This is a genomic window from Anabaena sp. EIM26 (assembly GCF_057568715.1).
This window is the reverse complement of the sequence record NZ_CM172472.1, coordinates 4,394,049-4,410,925: the sequence shown is the minus strand read 5'-3', so window position 1 is coordinate 4,410,925 and position 16,877 is coordinate 4,394,049. Positions and strand designations below refer to the sequence as shown.

The 16,877-nt window shown below is 39.4% G+C and carries 16 protein-coding genes; 1 reads left to right on the top strand and 15 read right to left on the bottom strand.

The features are described 5' to 3' along the window. Positions 1-158 precede the first annotated feature (158 nt). Positions 159-617, bottom strand: a complete 459-nt coding sequence (locus AC012T_RS19070) for a hydrogenase maturation protease (protein WP_487060307.1) — start codon at positions 615-617, stop codon at positions 159-161. Positions 618-632: 15 nt separating this feature from the next. Further along, positions 633-1,856, bottom strand: a complete 1,224-nt coding sequence (locus AC012T_RS19065; RefSeq protein WP_487060306.1) for a hypothetical protein — start codon at positions 1,854-1,856, stop codon at positions 633-635. Positions 1,857-2,076: 220 nt separating this feature from the next. Here AC012T_RS19065 and AC012T_RS19060 point away from each other — a divergent pair, with 220 nt between their 5' ends. Next, positions 2,077-2,472, top strand: coding sequence for an Alr5209 family pentapeptide repeat protein (locus AC012T_RS19060; protein ID WP_487060305.1), 396 nt, complete (start codon positions 2,077-2,079; stop codon positions 2,470-2,472). A gap of 179 nt (positions 2,473-2,651) precedes the next feature. On the opposite strand, the gene AC012T_RS19055 is transcribed toward AC012T_RS19060, so the two are convergent. The 13 genes from AC012T_RS19055 to AC012T_RS18995 all read right to left on the bottom strand — a co-directional run bounded on the left by AC012T_RS19055 (position 2,652) and on the right by AC012T_RS18995 (position 16,803). Then, complete coding sequence (locus AC012T_RS19055; RefSeq protein ID WP_487060304.1) at positions 2,652-4,100, bottom strand: Ni/Fe hydrogenase subunit alpha; 1,449 nt, start codon at positions 4,098-4,100, stop codon at positions 2,652-2,654. A 208-nt stretch (positions 4,101-4,308) separates the two neighbouring features. Further along, positions 4,309-4,710 (bottom strand): CP12 domain-containing protein, encoded by a 402-nt coding sequence (locus AC012T_RS19050; protein ID WP_487060303.1) that lies wholly within the window; start codon positions 4,708-4,710, stop codon positions 4,309-4,311. A gap of 134 nt (positions 4,711-4,844) precedes the next feature. Further along, a complete protein-coding gene (locus AC012T_RS19045) occupies positions 4,845-5,390 on the bottom strand; it encodes an NADH-quinone oxidoreductase subunit B family protein (RefSeq protein WP_487060302.1) in 546 nt (181 codons plus the stop codon). An 81-nt stretch (positions 5,391-5,471) separates the two neighbouring features. Continuing rightward, the gene (locus tag AC012T_RS19040; protein ID WP_487060301.1) at positions 5,472-5,996 is read right to left on the bottom strand and encodes a DUF3122 domain-containing protein; all 525 of its coding nucleotides are present in this window, start codon (positions 5,994-5,996) and stop codon (positions 5,472-5,474) included. Positions 5,997-6,065: 69 nt separating this feature from the next. After that, positions 6,066-6,782 (bottom strand): bidirectional hydrogenase complex protein HoxU, encoded by a 717-nt coding sequence (gene hoxU, locus AC012T_RS19035; protein WP_487060300.1) that lies wholly within the window; start codon positions 6,780-6,782, stop codon positions 6,066-6,068. Positions 6,783-6,866: 84 nt separating this feature from the next. Then, positions 6,867-8,468 (bottom strand): NuoF family protein, encoded by a 1,602-nt coding sequence (locus AC012T_RS19030; RefSeq protein WP_487066662.1) that lies wholly within the window; start codon positions 8,466-8,468, stop codon positions 6,867-6,869. Between the two features lie 66 nt (positions 8,469-8,534). Further along, positions 8,535-9,059 carry a bidirectional hydrogenase complex protein HoxE gene (gene hoxE / locus AC012T_RS19025; RefSeq protein WP_487060299.1) on the bottom strand — a complete coding sequence of 175 codons (525 nt, stop codon included), beginning with the start codon at positions 9,057-9,059 and terminating at the stop codon, positions 8,535-8,537. A gap of 24 nt (positions 9,060-9,083) precedes the next feature. Then, positions 9,084-9,614: a universal stress protein gene (locus AC012T_RS19020; RefSeq protein ID WP_487060298.1), complete on the bottom strand. Its 531-nt coding sequence runs from the start codon at positions 9,612-9,614 to the stop codon at positions 9,084-9,086. Positions 9,615-9,933: 319 nt separating this feature from the next. Beyond that, positions 9,934-11,727, bottom strand: coding sequence for an ABC transporter ATP-binding protein (locus AC012T_RS19015; RefSeq protein WP_487060297.1), 1,794 nt, complete (start codon positions 11,725-11,727; stop codon positions 9,934-9,936). A gap of 154 nt (positions 11,728-11,881) precedes the next feature. Continuing rightward, positions 11,882-12,922, bottom strand: a complete 1,041-nt coding sequence (locus AC012T_RS19010) for an iron-siderophore ABC transporter substrate-binding protein (protein ID WP_487060296.1) — start codon at positions 12,920-12,922, stop codon at positions 11,882-11,884. A 1-nt stretch (position 12,923) separates the two neighbouring features. Beyond that, complete coding sequence (locus AC012T_RS19005) at positions 12,924-15,545, bottom strand: TonB-dependent siderophore receptor (RefSeq protein ID WP_487060295.1); 2,622 nt, start codon at positions 15,543-15,545, stop codon at positions 12,924-12,926. Positions 15,546-15,675: 130 nt separating this feature from the next. After that, positions 15,676-16,653, bottom strand: coding sequence for a helix-turn-helix transcriptional regulator (locus tag AC012T_RS19000; protein WP_487060294.1), 978 nt, complete (start codon positions 16,651-16,653; stop codon positions 15,676-15,678). Positions 16,654-16,665: 12 nt separating this feature from the next. Beyond that, the gene (locus AC012T_RS18995) at positions 16,666-16,803 is read right to left on the bottom strand and encodes a hypothetical protein (RefSeq protein WP_487060293.1); all 138 of its coding nucleotides are present in this window, start codon (positions 16,801-16,803) and stop codon (positions 16,666-16,668) included. Between the last annotated feature and the right edge of the window lie 74 nt (positions 16,804-16,877).

Below are 16,877 nucleotides of genomic sequence, written 5' to 3'. Positions count from 1 at the left end.
GGAATTGGTAATTGGGAATTGGTAATTGGGAATTGGTAATTGGTAATTGGTAAGAACTCTTACTTATTACCTGTCACCTGTCACCTGTCACCTGTCACCTGTCACCTGTCACCTGTCACCTGTCACCTGTCACCTGTTCCCTTCTTCCTTCATTCACACTACATCCATACATTTCTACATTTATCCAAAATTCCGATAATTTTAATAAGTGCGATCGCAATTCCATCTTTAGCACTGGGTGATATGCGATCGCTAATTTCAAAGTTAACCCCTGGTACAGTCACCAACCAAGCCGGGGGACAGTGGCCATATAAGGATTCTGTGAGGGCTAAGAGCGATCGCGGATCACCTGTATGCCCATGAATAGTGCTATAATCTCTAGATGACAGCGATCGCACTTGTACATCTAAAGGTTCACAATTAATACAAGCATCAACAAAAATTGCCAAATCAGCATTTGCCAAATTTACAGCTAATTCCGGTGTCAATTGATGAACTGCAAGGGATTTTACGGTTAACAAATGCCAAGAATCAACAGCATTTGCTATATATTTACCAATACCATCATCACCACGTAATTCATTACCGTAACCAATCACCATTGCAGTTCCACGCATTGCTTTAACACTCTTTTAGACAATTACTAAACTATTTTTTTCAACTGGAATTTTCACATCAGCATCTTCATAAATCACTGCTGTAATAGGTTTGTAAATCAACTCATACCAAGCATGACCAACCTTGGCATCAAATCCTTCTGGTTGACCACGCATGAAAAAATGCAGACACTTGGCATATTCCCCCGGTAATAACTGCCAAGAGAAACAGCTTTGATTTCCCTGATGGGGATGTGTTATTGATTCTATATGCAAATTGGTTGCTAAACCGTAAGCTGCATGGGGATGTGTAGTAGAACCAAACGCGAACCAATCAGGAACAGGAAATACTTGCTCAATATCTTGCGTTTTTCCTAAATTCATGTGAGCAAAATAGTGTATTCCCACAGGAAGATTCACAACTTCCTCTCCATCTTCTTCATGCTTAGGTTTACCTTTAACAAATAATTCTTCTGTTAGGTAATCCGCACCAGCATACAAGCTAATTACCCGATAAAGTTCACAAACCAAATGCCGATTATTACCAGTTACTGGGTCTAAACCCATATAATCAAAAGGTTCTGAAGCAATGGTAATACTAGCACGCACAGCACCACTTGATTTCGCTACTAGTCTATAGGCATGATTAAACAAAGATACCTGATAAAAAAGTGATTTGGGATGATAATCACCTGGTAATTGAATTTCACTAACTTGTAAACAACGTTTTTCTGGATCTTGACCTAACCATTCACCTTTTGCAGCTAAAAATGGATCAAGGATTTCTTGATGGTCAAGTTGTATACTAGTTGCTGAACCAGAAAACCAATTCCTACCATTATCTTCAGGTGCAGGAATTAAATTAAACCAAACAATCAAACGGTTGTTAACAAGTCTAACACCACGTTCATGATCCTCAGACCCATAAACGACTTCTATATAAGGTTCACCGATTTGTTTAGGAATGGCTTGACCTTGATCCACTCTCATAAAACCAGAAGCCAAAATATCATCTTCCGAATGGGGTGGAATTGGCTTTGGTAAGAAGAAAACTAAAGTATCGCGGGTAGGATCTTCAGGATCAATGCGATCAATTTGGGTTGGTATAGGTGTATGTGAAAGGTCGCGTAGGTCGCTTAATACCAGTTGTTCTGGTGAGATTTGAAACTTTTGGGCAATGGTTTGCCAAGGTATAGTAACATAACCATTACGCCAGTAATTTGAGGGATTGAAAACAGCTAATAAATTCAGGGATGACATCACTCTGCCCTCCTTTATGCTTATTATAGGATTATTGAATCTATTTTAAAATTAACGCAAAAGTTTGAGGAACCTGTGAGGAAATACAAAACCTTTTAAATCAAAAATTTTATTATTGAACAAATTTATGTTAATTTTGATTTAATTTCGGGGATTATTGGTTATATGATGAACATATATTTATTTTATTCAACTTTAGATTTAACAGTGAGGCTGTTATATGCCTGAAGCCAAGTTCCAACAGCCCATTGATACTGCTGCCAAGATTTTAGAGGAGTATGCAGCGGGAAACCGAGACTTTGAAAAAGCAGAATTAGGCGACGCAGATTTACAAAGTGTTGACTTAAAAGGCTCTAACCTCAGCTATGCTGATTTGAGTCAAGCTAATCTCAGCAGTGCTAATCTACGGGGTTGCGATCTCAGTTTTGCCGATTTAAGCCAAGCTAACTTGCATAATGCAGATTTGCGGGGATCAATGTTGTTTTCTGCGGATTTACGTCAAGCTAATTTAGAAGGAGCGCACTTTGAGAAAGCAGATTGCGATCGCACCACCCATTTTCCCGCAGATTTTGACCTAGTGCAAGCTGGTGTAAAGTTAAGTGAAGAAATTCAGTAGACAACTAGACATCAACCTCATCCTGACCATACCTTGTTCCCAGTCTCTGACTGGGAATGCTATCAAAAGGCTCTGCCTTTCCTATAATTTTCATATGGAGTAATGATTTTATCTCACGCAGAGGCGCAGAGACACGGAGAGCAAGAGTTTGAGAAGTAGAAGTTTTAACTTCCATGTAATTAATTTCGGTAAATTTTATTAACTACAGTTCCATCTTTAGACACTATTTCAACCAATAAAGGCATTTGTCCCATTGCATGAGTTGAGCAACTTAAACAAGGATCAAAAGCCCGAATACCAGCCTCTACACGATTTAACATTCCTTCTTTAATCTCATCACCTTGGATAAAATGACGGGCAATTTGAGCTACTGTACGATTCATGGCTAAGTTATTTTGACCAGTCGCAATAATCAAATTGACTTTCTGCATTAAACCATTTTCATCAACACGATAATGATGAAATAATGTTCCTCTTGGTGCTTCACTTACACCCACAGCTTCTAATTGATTAATACCAGCTTCGGCACGGAGATGAGTTGATAAAATATCAGGGTCATCAAGTAAAATCTCTATTTGTTCAATACTAGCTAAAATTTCAATTAAACGAGCATAGTGATAGAAAAAAGATGATTTAACAGTTCCAGTTCCATGACTGCGAAACTCTTTTAATTCTTTATCAGCTAAAGATGTACCAATGTGACTGCAAATATTCAATCTTGCTAATGGTCCGACGCGATACATTCCACTATCTAAACGACAATGATCCTGAGTATCGGGATAACCTAAAGGACGATAGTAAGGAGATTTCAAATAAGAATCTGCTTGAACTGCTTCACCGATAAATTCATGATAGTTACTGGGGTCAAGTTTATCAGCAACAATATTACCAGCACTATCAACAAAACGGAGATGTCCATCGTAAGTTTCCCATAAACCTTCAGAAGTCACTAACCCCATAAATAAACTCGGAAAATTACCAAAAGTTTGCGCTTCTTTTGCATATTTTTCCAGCAGCTTTTTAAATAAATCTATGGCATTAATAATAGTACTGCGTGCTTCAGGAATGCGTTGTTGAATATGGGTGCGATTTTCTGCTGTTAAAGGGTCACTAACTCCACCAGGAACTGCCCAGGAAGGATGGACTTTTTTACCTCCTAATAATTCAATTATTTCTTGACCAAATTGACGTAATCGAATCCCACCTCTAGCTAATTCTGGTTCAGCAGCAATTAAACCAAATACGTTGCGGTTGGCTGGTTCGCTATCCATACCTAATAATAGGTCTGGGGCGCTCAGGTGAAAGAAGCTGAGGGCATGGGATTGGACAATTTGACCTAAGTTCATCAACCGCCGGAGTTTGGTGGCTGTTGGTGGTATTGTGACAGAGAGAATGCGATCGCCTGTTTTTGCTGATGCTAACAAATGACTCACCGGACAAATACCACAAATCCGTGCGGTAATTCCAGGCATTTCGGCTAAAGGACGACCAACACAGAACTTTTCAAAACCGCGAAATTCTGTTACATGAAACCGTGCATCATTAACTTGTCCATCATCATCTAAATAGATGCTTATTTTCGCGTGTCCTTCAATGCGAGTAACCGGATCAATAATTATTTTTTTCATACAAAATAGGTAATAGGTAATTGGTAATTGGTAATTGGGTAAGGATTCAGGATACAGAATGTTTGATATAGGAGGGAACAGAAGAGAAAAATATTCTTATCATTCTTTCTTTCTAACTCCTGACTCCTGACTCCTGACTCCTGACTCCTGACTCCTGACTCCGAACTCCTGACTCCGAACTCCGAACTCCTGACTCCTGACTTACGAATTACAACTCATAAATTCTTGCTTCTGCTGCTTCTGGATACTCATCACAGTAATCTTCAAAAGCAGTTTTTAAAGGCTTCTCGGCTCGTTGGTGGGCAATTTCGGCTTGTATTTCTTCTACTACATCCCAAGCAGCTTCTAAACCTAATTCAGGATTCACAACAATACAAGGTTTAGTCATGATTTCATAAACACGGACTTTATTCGGATCTTTGCTATAAGCAATTACCTTATAAACAATATCGCTTTCTGTGATGATTCCATAAGCATCTTGTTCATGGCGACGATCTACAATTAATGCTCGCCAATCTCTAGCTTGCATTAATTTCACTGCTTCTGTTACTGTTGCTGAACTGCGAATCATGGCAACATCTTTGGTCATTACGTCTGCTGCTGTTAACATATTTTACCTCTGAAGAATATGGATTATAATGAACCGCGTAAAGCCTTCGGCATAGCTTCGCTTACCGCGTAGCATCTCGAAGAGAAGGCGCGAAGGAAGAAAGAAGAAGAGAAGAAAAATAATTTATGCTGATATTAGCCGAATTTAATCATTTCTCGTCCTTCCATTTGGGGTTTTTCTCCTTTCAATAATGGTTCTAAGGTGGCACGAATGCGGGGGGCTGAAGGCGGACAACCGGGTAAATAAATATCAACTGGTATGACTTGATGTACAGGTACGACTTTATCTAGTAAGGGTGGAACTATTCCCGGTGCGTGGGGAATTTGCTGGTTAACATCGGCTGATTGAATATAAGCAAGTTGGAGGACAGGTTCAGCACCACCTAAGGGATTACGCAAAGCGGTGACGTTTCCAGTAACAGCACAATCACCGAAGGAAATTACTGTTTTAGTGCGTTCTCTAATTTTGTAAATTAGTTCTAAATGTTCTTCATTTGCGATCGCACCTTCAACCAATACCAAATCTACACCTTCTGGATATTCCTTAATATCAGCTATGGGACTATAAACTACATCTACTTGCGCGGCTAAATCTATTAACCATTCATCTAAATCGAGAAAAGACATATGACAACCAGAACACCCACCTAACCATACTGTCGCTAATTTCAATCGAGTCATTTTTCTGTTCTCAAAATCTGATTTTTGGGTAAATTAATTACGTTTTTTTATCACGCAGAGGCGCAGAGGCACAGAGAGGAATCAAGAGTTTGAACTACTCAGAACTGTAATCCATTCCTTGACTACAGATGCGGGAACTGAGATATTGATAAAGTTTGAACCAGGTAGAGGTATTCCCAGTGTTAACTTTTCATTTGGTAATTCTGGTAAAATATTTGTCAAATCATATTGACCTATGGTTGGTGCTGGGGCTTCATCTAAAAATACATCAGTAGCGTTCCAAATTTTACCTGTTGCTGAGGTGATTTTTAAAGGTTGGGGATGAATTAATTCGGCAGAACCGGGAAAGCCAATTAATCTAAGATTTACATTAGATGCTTGACCAGGATATATTTGTTTAAATAAGACAACCTGCCAAACTTTTCCTGATTGATCATCTAATTTTACTTGTGAGCGATAAAGAATTTCTCCCGGTGCTTCTTCTAATTGAGTGACAGCAGCATTTGCTTTCTGGGATGTGAGGTTTCCTAAATCCAGGAATATAAATGTTGTCAAAATCCCTAAAAATAGCATCTGCCAAAATATTTTCCCAATCCAGTTTAACATTATGTTCCTCTTTTAGTAATTGGTATTTACTGACAGATAATTCTTTGTTTTCTTCCATTTTCAAATATTCTAAAAATTCCATTGTTTTTTCTCCCTGGCTGTAACTAAAAATTCGATTTTGCCACGATCATGTTTCATTTCCCCTACACTTGAACCTTTATCAAATAATGCCCCTGTGGGACAGGCATTAACACATTTACCGCAAGAGGTACAAGTTTGAGAAGTTCCCCAAGGCTGATTTAAATCGGTAATAACGTGCGATTTGTAACCTCTTCCTGCCATATCCCAAGTATGTGCGCCTTCGATTTCATCACAAACACGAACGCATCTGGTACAAAGCACACAACGATTATGATCAATGCCAAAAAGATGATGAGAAGTATCAACAGCACGTTTAGGAAATTGATATTCTAACCGGACATGATCCATGCCCATTTCTATTGCTAAATCTTGGAGTTCACAATTACCGTTAGCAACGCAAACCGAGCAAATGTGATTACCTTCGGCAAATAGCATTTCAATAATGGTACGACGGTATCGTTGTAAGCGATCGCTATTTGTATTCACCTCCATCCCTTCAGAAACCTTTGTCACACAAGCCGGTTGCAATTTATTACTCCCAGAAATTTCCACCAAACACAACCGACAAGCACCCACATCCCCCACACCTTCTAAATGACACAGTGTAGGAATATGGATACCAGCCTCCTGCGCTGTTGTCAGTAAGGTTTCATCCTCACGGGCGCTGACTAATTCACCATTTATCGTTAAAGTTTTTACAGTCATAAGGGTAATTCGTAATTCGTAATTTTCAGATTGGTGATTAGTGAAATTCTTACCTGTTCCCTATTCCCTTCTTACTGTCACCTGTCACCTAATCAAAGCCAAATACTCATCGTGAAAATAACGCAAAGTGCTAAAAACCGGATTTGGTGCAGACTGTCCTAAACCACATAAACTAGTTTGTTTCACCATGTCGCAAAGTTCCTCCAGTAATTCCAAATCAGTCTGTGCAGCTTCCCCTTTGCTAATCTTCGTTAATAACTGATATAACTGCACAGTTCCCACCCGACAGGGAATGCACTTACCGCAAGATTCATCCATGCAAAATTCCATAAAAAAGCGGGCGACATCCACCATATTCGTACTTTGATCCATGACAATCATTCCGCCAGAACCCATCATGGAACCTAACGCAGTCAAGGATTCGTAATCTACAGGTGTAGCAAATGCTGACGCAGGTATACATCCCCCGGAAGGGCCACCCGTTTGTACTGCTTTAGCAATACCATTATCAGGAACCCCTCCCCCCATTTCTTCTACTATCTGCTGTAAGGATGTCCCCATAGGAACTTCAATTAAACCAGTATTGCGGATTTTCCCAGCTAAAGCGAAAACCTTTGTACCTTTACTTTTCGCAGTACCGATATTCGCAAACCAATCTGCACCTTTACGGATAATTGGCGCAATATTGGCAAAGGTTTCCACATTGTTTATTAACGTTGGATAGCCCCATAAACCGGACTCAGCGGGGTACGGTGGACGGGGATGAGGGACACCGCGTTTACCTTCAATAGAAGCCATTAACGCCGTTTCTTCACCGCACACATAAGCCCCTGCACCAATGCGAATATCAATTTTAAAATCAAAAGGTGATTCAAAGATTTGCGAACCGAGAAGTCCGAGGCGTTGACTTTGGCGAATTGCAGTTTCGAGACGATGAATAGCAATGGGATATTCTGCCCTTACATAAATATAACCTTGGGTTGCACCGATCGCATAAGCTGCGATCGCCATTCCTTCTAAAACTCGATGAGGATCACTCTCTAGTACACTCCTATCCATGAATGCACCAGGATCACCTTCATCCGCATTACAAATGACAAACTTTTTCTCACCCGCAGACTTAGCCACCGTAGCCCATTTTAAACCCGTGGGATAACCAGCACCACCTCGTCCCCGCAAACCACTTTTAGTAATTGTCTCAACTACCTCACTGGGTTTCATTTCTCGCAGAACTTGGTAAAGCGCCTGATAACCCTCTGCTGCAATGTAAGATTGAATCCGTTCTGGATCAATTTTGCCACTGTTTTCCAACACAATCGGTAATTGATTTGTAAAAAATGGTTGAGTTAAATCACCCGGTTGTAAGTTGGTTGCTTCCCCATTTACACCAGCAATAATCTGTGTTGCATCTTCTGGAGTGACTTTTTCATAAAGTTTTGACGCTGTGTGGTTTTCTGAGATATCCACCTGAACTAACGGCCCTTGACAGCACAGACGCATACAACCGACACCCGTAACTTGGATAGTATCTTCCAACCCCGCAGCTTTCACAGATGTATCAAGATTGTCTTTGATAGCTTGGGAATTAGAAGAGAGACAACCCGCCGCCGTACAACAACGAATCTGTACAGGTTTAGTTTGGGAACGTTCTGTTTGACTTATTTCTAATAATTCATGTAGTTCCATTTGACATCGACCAAATTTAAATATGTGTCTTCCAGAATCCTTGTAGAGACGTTCCATGGAACGTCTCTACTTTGTTACCAGATGTCCATTTTTCAGCCATTCTCCCACTTTCTCGCAGACTGATTCCGGGGTTTGATGACCTAAAACAGCACCATCAAACACCACCGCTGGCGCAATTCCACAAGCACCCAAACACCTAGCTGTCATCAGAGAAATTTGACCATTTGGAGTTGTTTCCCCCGCGTGAATTTGGGTAGACTTCTCCAAACTAGCTAAAATCGCCTGAGCGCCTTTTACATAACAAGCAGTACCCGTACATACCACACAGTTATGCACGCCCTTGGGTGCTAGGGAAAACAAATGATAGAAAGTTGCCACCCCATATACCCGACTAGGTGGTAATTTGAGGCTATGGGCAATGTAAAGTAATAAATCCAGTTCTAAATAACCAAACAGTTCCGAAGCCCGATGGAGAATTTCAATCAGTGCATCCTGTTGATACTGATGACGCTTGATAGTTGCATCTAGCATCTTCAAACGTTTATCTCCACTAGGATGACTAGAAGATGGCGATGAAAGAGAAGTTTTCATATTACCAAATTACCAATTACCGCTTTAACTAACTGCGGTGGTAGCTTCTGTGAACATTTCTGCTGATTTGGCACGAACGGGAAGATGGATAACATGGACTGAACAAGGAGCATGATGCAAAACATAGTTACTCACACTACCCATAAATAACTCCGTCAGTCCAGAATGGCCACGCCGCCCCATTATTATTATGTCAGCATTCCAAGCTTTAGCCAAATCACAAATCATCCGACCTGGACTACCAGAATTTTGGGTAAATTCCGTATTGATACCTAAGGTATTTGCTTGGGAAGAAAAAGACTGTAACATTTGTAAACTTTCTGTTTTAAATGCTTCCCAGTTTTGCTGATATAGTTTAAAGTTCTGCTCGTTCCAACCTGGATAGTAGTCAACATGAGGAGCAATCATAATATCAGGACTACCACTTTCTTCCAGAGAGAGGACGTGTAAGAGCATTAATTTAGCTGATGTTAACTTTGCTAATCCCAAGGCTTGCTCAAAAACATCTCTACCCATTTCTGAGCGATCTAATGCAACTAAAATTTTATTAAACATACAATACCTCTATTTTGATAATTACTCATAATTGCTGTTTGTGCTTTTTAGTTAAAGACTTGGTTCCAATACTGTTATTGACCGTGCTTTGATCACATCTTTTTTGTGGGCAGTTATTTTCGCCATACTTTACGACTCTGTAACTTCTTCCTACGCTTACTATTTATACGCAAACAATTTGAGGAACTTGTGAGGATAAGTAAAAATCCGGCAGCTATTCCCATACATTAGACATAGGATTGAAAAAGAATGTAGAGACGTTCTATGGAACGTCTCTACAAGGGTTATAGAAAACGCACATTTAATTCTCACCAGATGTCTAATGAATCCCAGATTGTACGCGCCACAAAAGAGTATAAATACCATCAAGCGCGAGTAACTCCTCATGCTTACCATGCTCAACAATTTGACCATGATCCATCACATATATGCAATGACTGTGACGAATTGTGGAAAGACGGTGAGCGATCGCAATAGTTGTTCGATTTACAGTAATTTTATCTAAAGAGCGTTGAATAGCTGCTTCAGTTTCATTATCCACCGCAGATGTCGCCTCATCCAAAATCAAAATCGGCGGATTTTTCAAAACTGCTCTGGCTATAGCTATCCGCTGGCGTTGTCCTCCAGATAACTTTTGTCCACGTTCCCCAACTATTGTTTCATAACCTTGGGGTAGCTGGATAATAAAATCATGTGCCTCAGCAATTTTCGCTGCATTAATTATTGCCTCATCAGTAGCATTAAAAGTACCGTAGGCAATATTTTCAGCCACCGTACCATGAAATAAAAATACATCTTGACTAACTAAGCCAATAGTACGACGCAAATCAGATAAATTCAACTTTTGAATATCCATTCCATCAATACTAATTGAACCATTAGCAACATCATAAAATCGCAATAACAATTTAACTAATGTGCTTTTACCAGAACCAGTAGAACCAACAACCGCAATAGTTTTTCCAGCAGAAATGTGTAAGGATAAATCCTTAATTATTGTTGTACTATTTCGATAAGCAAAAGTAACATTTTTAAACTCAACTTCTCCCTGTACTTCCTCAACAACTAAAGGCATATCTCCCGTAATAACTTGGATAGGAGTATCTAACAAATCCATCACTCGTTTTGTGGAAGCCATCGCCCGTTGATAGCGGTCAAAAGTTTCTCCTAAAAATACCAATGGCCACAATAATCTTTGGACTAAAACTAATAAAACACTATAATTACCGATAGATATCCTACCAGAATAGGCTGCCATACCTCCTAGAAATAATAAAGCCGTAAACCCAACTAAAACCAACATTCTAATTACAGGCACAAAAGCCGCAGAAAGTTTAATTGCTTTGGCATTACTTTTTTTATAAGCTTCGCTTTCTGTTGCTAATCTGGCACTTTCATAATTTTCGGCTGTGAAACTTTTAATTGTGGTAATACCACTAATATTATTAGCTAACCGAGAATTTAGGAAACTTACTTTTTCTCTAACATCAGCATAACGAGGTTCAAGACACTTTTGATATACTAATGAACCCCAAATAATAAACGGCATTGGTAGCATTGCTGCTAAGGTGATATTGAGAGGTAAAATGAAGAATGCACCACCAATTAAAATTATAAATGAAGTGGTGACTTGGATAATTTCATTAGCTCCCCCATTTAAAAAGTCTTCAAGTTGATTGATATCATCACCAAGAATAGACATCAAACCGCCTGTGCTACTGTCTTCAAAATAAGCTGATTCTAATTCTTGTAAATGATTGTAGGCATCTAAACGTAAATTATGTTGAATATTTTGGGCTAAGTTACGCCAAATTCTATCATAAGCATACTGAGAGAGTGATTCAAATATCCAAACAATCACTGTGATTAATGAAAGTAGAGCAAATTGCCATATTACTTCTTGAATGCCTAATTTGCCAATCAAAGAATCTTGCTTTTGGACTAATATATCTACTGCAACACCAATTAACCAAGGTGGTGCTAAATCTAAAATTGTATTAATTACAGAGTAGGTAGAGGCTTGATAAATTTGTCCCTGATATTTTTGTCCGTAGTGGAGTAATCTTTGGAGGGAAGAGCGTTTATTTGATAAAGGATGGAATTTTGATGTCATTGTCAGAGTTAAAATTTAATGATTTAGGTTTTTTAGTGAGTCATTGCAATGGCAGTTGAGCAAAAATTGAGTATGATTCCAAGCATTTCAAAGCCAACTAATAACTTTTAATTTTTATTATTGACGGGTGATTAAAAAGTTAATAAATATTAACTTATTTAGCTAAGGGTGAGAGTTGCTCTTGTAAAGATTTGAGAGTTATCTGTGTACCACTAGGTGAAGGTAAACCCAGACAAATATAAGTAGGAATAAAATAGACTTGGTTTTTTTTACTAGCACTTAATGACTGAGCTAGAGTATTAGTTTTCCAAGACTCTTTGACAGATTGTAATTGAGTTTTGGCAAAATTATGAGTATTATCTATTCTGCTTAACTCAACAATATTATGTCCTTGAACAATAATTAAATCGGCATCTAGTTGGGGTAAAACCTCTAATGAGATCGGTTGAGTAATATTTGTGGGTGTAGAGTTAGAAATAGTAACCAGTTTAAATCCAATATCCTCTAATAAACCCCCACAAAAATCTAAAGGAGTAACCAGATTAATTGAAGAGTTGAGTTGTTCTGAGGACACCATGAGGACTTTTGGATAGGCTTTAACAACGGGTGCTAAGATTTGACGGGTGGTTACTATTTGCTGTTCATGGTCTGCTATGACTTTTTTTGCCTGATGAGTGCGTCCTAATACTTGAGCGATCGCTTGTAGAGAATCTTGCCATTTATTGCTGCTGCCAACATAATCAAACAGCAATGTAGGAGCAATTTGTGATAATTGACTATACTGTGGCTGATTTCCCCGAATATCCCCCAAAATTAAATCTGGCTTAAGTCTGATGATAGCTTCTAGGGATGGATTACTACTCATCCCCAGGTTAGCGATCACGTGCGTGATGCGATCGCCTAAATAAGGAATCTGTTCTTGAGGACGATCGAAATCACCGCGACGATTGCTAAATATTTCAGCGTAGCCAATGGGCTGCACATCTAATGATAGTAAGATATCTAACATCTTCGGATTGAGAACTACAATCCGTTGCGGTTGACCACAAACCTTTGTTTCACCCCCCAAATGTCCCACTGTTTGACAATTACCTGCGGGGGTGCGATGGGTAAATAATACCTTAGTCGATTGGTGATGACAACCTATAATTGACACCAAACTACCTAATAGCAATAATCTCAAAATTCCTCTCATCCTAAAAACTCACCGAAATTGAACCCACAACTGTAAATGGTTCTCCAGGAAGTCCTGCATTAGTGCGGCTACCAAATCCCCCCCGACTGTTTATATATTCAATATCAAACAAATTGCGGAAATTAAGGGCAAATTTCCAGTTATCTCGACGGTAAAATAATGCTGCATTGGTGAGGAAATAGCTATCTAGGGTAAAACTGTTATCTAAATTTCCCGGACGTTCCCCAACGTAATTAATCCCGATTCCTCCACCCAACCCTTTTAAATTCCCGCTTTGAATTTCGTAGGTTGTCCACAGACTGGCTTTATGTTGAGGAATTCCTGTTAATCTGCTACCCACAGGAATAGTATTATCTTTAGTTACCGTTGCATCCGTATAACTGTAGGAAGCAATAATATTCCAACCAGGTAAAATTTTTCCTGTCAAGTCTAATTCTAAACCTTGGCTACGCTGTTCACCTGTGGCAATGGAAATACCAAAACCTGGAAAATTCGGATCTTCCGTAGCAACATTCTGTTTGGTAACGTCGAAATAAGCTAATGTCGCTAACAAATTTCCATTTAATAGTTCCGTTTTCACCCCTAATTCAAATCCTTCTCCTAGTTCAGGTTCTAAGGGATTACCATCTGCGTCAATGTCATCCACACTGGGGTTAAAGGATTGGGAATAACTGCCGTATAGGGAAACATTAGGAATTGGTTGATAAACAATACCGATTCTTGGTGTCCAAGCAGAATCATTTTGATTTGTATCACCACCTGGATAGAATAAAGCGGGTACATTCTCATTTCTTTGTGCGACTGTTTCATAGCGCAACCCTAGCAAAAGATTCAATTTGTCAAAAATTTCGATTTGATCTTGTAGATAAATTCCTAAGCGGTCAATTTCGGAGTTGCGATCAAATAGTAAGGTATCAAATTCTGGTCGATTTACGCCATAGGTGGGATTAAAAACATTGATGGGGAATAACGTAAAGTTAGCCAAAGCAAACCGACTGGTATTAGTGCGACTCAAATCTGCACCAAATAGTAAAGTGTGTTTGAGTCCCCCAGTGGTAAATTTGCCGACAACGTTAGTTTGTAATGAGTAATTGCGAGAATTGAAATCATCTAAAGCAAAAATTCGCTGGAGTTCGCCAGTTGTTTCATCAAACCCCAGAAATATGCTGAGTTTATCAGAGAAAATGGTAGAATCTGTAAAGCGAAAAGCATTGCGAATTGACCAATTATCGCTAAATTTGTGGTCTACAGATAAATTCAGACTCAAGAAATCACGCCGGAGGAAATCATCTGGTTCATTGAAAATCCTACTACGCGGAGTATTAACAACGCCATCCCCAAAAGCCACTGTACCTGAATCCCAAGGCTGTTCCCGGTTGGAGACTTGTAAATCAAAAGCTAACTGAGTGCGATCGCTAATTTCCCAAGTTAACGCCGGTGCGATAAAAAATTGCTTAAATTCTTGATCAAAATCTCTAAAACCATCTCGCTGAGAATAAACAGCATTCAAGCGATATAGTAGCCGTTTATCATCTGTTAAAGGCCCAGAAATATCTATCTGTGGACGAATTAAGCCATCAGAACCAAATTGTAATTCTCCTTGATAAAAGGGTTCAGATAGAGGTTTTTTAGTGACTACATTAATTAAACCTCCAGGCTGAATCTCACCATAGAGTATGGATGCTGGCCCTTTTAACACCTCAATTTGTTCTATGTTGGCGACTTCGGGAATTTCAGCAAAATCATACTGACGAAAGCCATTTTGCAACACAGGTGCTTGGTCAAATCCCCGAATACTATAGTTTAAATCGCTAAAGGTATCTGTACCGTTATAGACAACACTACTAGAATTTTGTAAAGCTTCCTCCAGGCGTGTTACTTGCTGCTCTTCTAATACTTGGCGAGGAATCACCTGAATTGATTGGGGAATTTTCAAAATCGGTGTATCCGTTCGCGTGGCCGTAGTAGCATTTGGTGCGAAATACTGGTCTTGTTCTCCCGTGACTACTAACTCAATTGGCTCATCCTGCGGGGCTATTGGTTCTTCTTGCTGTGTCTGTGTCGCAGTTATCATAGATGCTATGGCAAAAATCAATCCTTCTTCCCCATCAAACAACTCAACTGTAGGCAAAACTTGCTCACCCACCACGATCAAGCGCACACCATTAGCATCAATATTTGTAACTATAATTTCCGTAATTCCCGACATCGGTTTTTCTGAACGGAATGTGAAAGCTTCTCCCGATGCTAAACGCAACTGAACATTAGGGATATCTGCAATAAAGCTACTACCATCACTGCGATTTGTGACTTGCAGTTGTTCCCCTTGGGTTGTTTCTAAAATTACTTCCACACCTTTATCCGTGGGATTTGCCTTGACTCCTGTAATTAGCACGGTTTGAGTATCAGGAATTGGTGATTGAGAGAGTAAACTGTTAACTCTGGTGCTGAAAGACTCTGTTTCGCTTGGTATTTTACTTCTATTGTCAACTGTATCTTGTTGCTTTTCTGAGGCCAATACCTGTCTAGGTTGGTGGAATACACCAGAAATGATCCCAAATAAACTGACTACCAGCCAAAGATAAATCTTGAGCGATAGTGCCAACCACTTGCTACTTTTCATACCACTCCTCACACCACTATAAGAATCCTACTTATTGCATATCTTTCTTAATTGCAATAAACCAGAGTGTAGAAGAGTAGAGCTAATTTAGTCTATCCCCAAACAGTCTTAATAGTCCTGAAACAAGCTTTTAGCCCAAACAACATTCCCGTGGGGTGATGCCAAATTTGCGTTTAAAGGCAGCAGAGAAATGTCCCAAATGAGAATAACCCACAATATTAGCCACTTCAGCAACTGTGAAACTACGATTCTGTAACAGTTGATGTGCTTGTTCCATACGCTGATTTGTCAAATAACCAAATACGGTTGTACCGAATTGTATTTGAAAACCTCTTTGCAGGGTACTTTCACTCACACCTACCTGTTGTGCCAACTCTGACAATAGTGGTGGATTTTCCAATCTTGCTTGTAAAATTTCTTGAGCATGATGAATCTTGGCAATAGTTTCTTGTTTCAATCGTGGTGGTAATTGCCTGAGCGGATGATCTTGCAAAACGGGAGCTAACTGCAAAGCTATTAATTCAATGACTTTACCTTGCAAATACATCCGCTTGGTTATTCCTTGATAGGGACAATTAATTATTTGCAGCAGCACACCTTGAATGGCTGGATGAGTTTTGGAGTAAAGTAATGTTTGGCGATCGCTTTCTTTGGCGAGAAATTTCAACTGAGGTAGCATTTCTCCATCCTTTCCAGGGAAAAAAGTCTTCAATAACTGGGGTGGCATTTCTATGTCAACACCTATCATCCTTTGGGAATGGGGATAGAGTACATCCATTTTGTGCTGAACCCCACCGCCAGAAATCAAGGTATGCCCTTCCCCAATATGCCCATAAGTATCTGTATACATCCCTAAAGCTAAAGCACCAAACTGGAGAGGATGATTACTAACTGGAATTTTCAGTACAATATCCTGATGATATTGCTTATCGAAAATACTTAGTAAAAGTTGAGGATAAACTTCAATTGCTCGATAATAGCCTCTACCGAGATGTTTGGGCATTTCATCAAGATATTCAAATGCGTCTAAAGCTGATTTGGCGGTATGATTTCCCTTACTTGCCTTCCACAGTTCATTGTAGTCTTTGATGGTGAGGGCAATAGTCATTACTGGCAAATGTTAAAATTTAATGATAAATACTATCAATAATTTTACCACCAAATTGAGTGAGAGTAATGCTGAAGAGAAAGACTTGAGCGATCGCTCATCCCGACGATCTGTGACAGCATTTCCGAGTTCGTTAATATCTCTGTTCAACCCTACTTTTACCCCATTTAGTGTAATCTGTTTGAACTAACTCATTTCTGTGGCTATTGAATTTTTGCCTTTTT

Bases quoted from the DNA above. Each gene is read 5' to 3' on its own strand.
- AC012T_RS19070 (WP_487060307.1), bottom strand. From the start codon at position 617: ATGCGTGGAACTGCAATGGTGATTGGTTACGGTAATGAATTACGTGGT.
- AC012T_RS19065 (WP_487060306.1), bottom strand. From the start codon at position 1,856: ATGTCATCCCTGAATTTATTAGCTGTTTTCAATCCCTCAAATTACTGG.
- AC012T_RS19060 (WP_487060305.1), top strand. From the start codon at position 2,077: ATGCCTGAAGCCAAGTTCCAACAGCCCATTGATACTGCTGCCAAGATT.
- AC012T_RS19055 (WP_487060304.1), bottom strand. From the start codon at position 4,100: ATGAAAAAAATAATTATTGATCCGGTTACTCGCATTGAAGGACACGCG.
- AC012T_RS19050 (WP_487060303.1), bottom strand. From the start codon at position 4,710: ATGTTAACAGCAGCAGACGTAATGACCAAAGATGTTGCCATGATTCGC.
- AC012T_RS19045 (WP_487060302.1), bottom strand. From the start codon at position 5,390: ATGACTCGATTGAAATTAGCGACAGTATGGTTAGGTGGGTGTTCTGGT.
- AC012T_RS19040 (WP_487060301.1), bottom strand. From the start codon at position 5,996: ATGTTAAACTGGATTGGGAAAATATTTTGGCAGATGCTATTTTTAGGG.
- hoxU (WP_487060300.1), bottom strand. From the start codon at position 6,782: ATGACTGTAAAAACTTTAACGATAAATGGTGAATTAGTCAGCGCCCGT.
- AC012T_RS19030 (WP_487066662.1), bottom strand. From the start codon at position 8,468: ATGGAACTACATGAATTATTAGAAATAAGTCAAACAGAACGTTCCCAA.
- hoxE (WP_487060299.1), bottom strand. From the start codon at position 9,059: ATGAAAACTTCTCTTTCATCGCCATCTTCTAGTCATCCTAGTGGAGAT.
- AC012T_RS19020 (WP_487060298.1), bottom strand. From the start codon at position 9,614: ATGTTTAATAAAATTTTAGTTGCATTAGATCGCTCAGAAATGGGTAGA.
- AC012T_RS19015 (WP_487060297.1), bottom strand. From the start codon at position 11,727: ATGACATCAAAATTCCATCCTTTATCAAATAAACGCTCTTCCCTCCAA.
- AC012T_RS19010 (WP_487060296.1), bottom strand. From the start codon at position 12,922: ATGAGAGGAATTTTGAGATTATTGCTATTAGGTAGTTTGGTGTCAATT.
- AC012T_RS19005 (WP_487060295.1), bottom strand. From the start codon at position 15,545: ATGAAAAGTAGCAAGTGGTTGGCACTATCGCTCAAGATTTATCTTTGG.
- AC012T_RS19000 (WP_487060294.1), bottom strand. From the start codon at position 16,653: ATGACTATTGCCCTCACCATCAAAGACTACAATGAACTGTGGAAGGCA.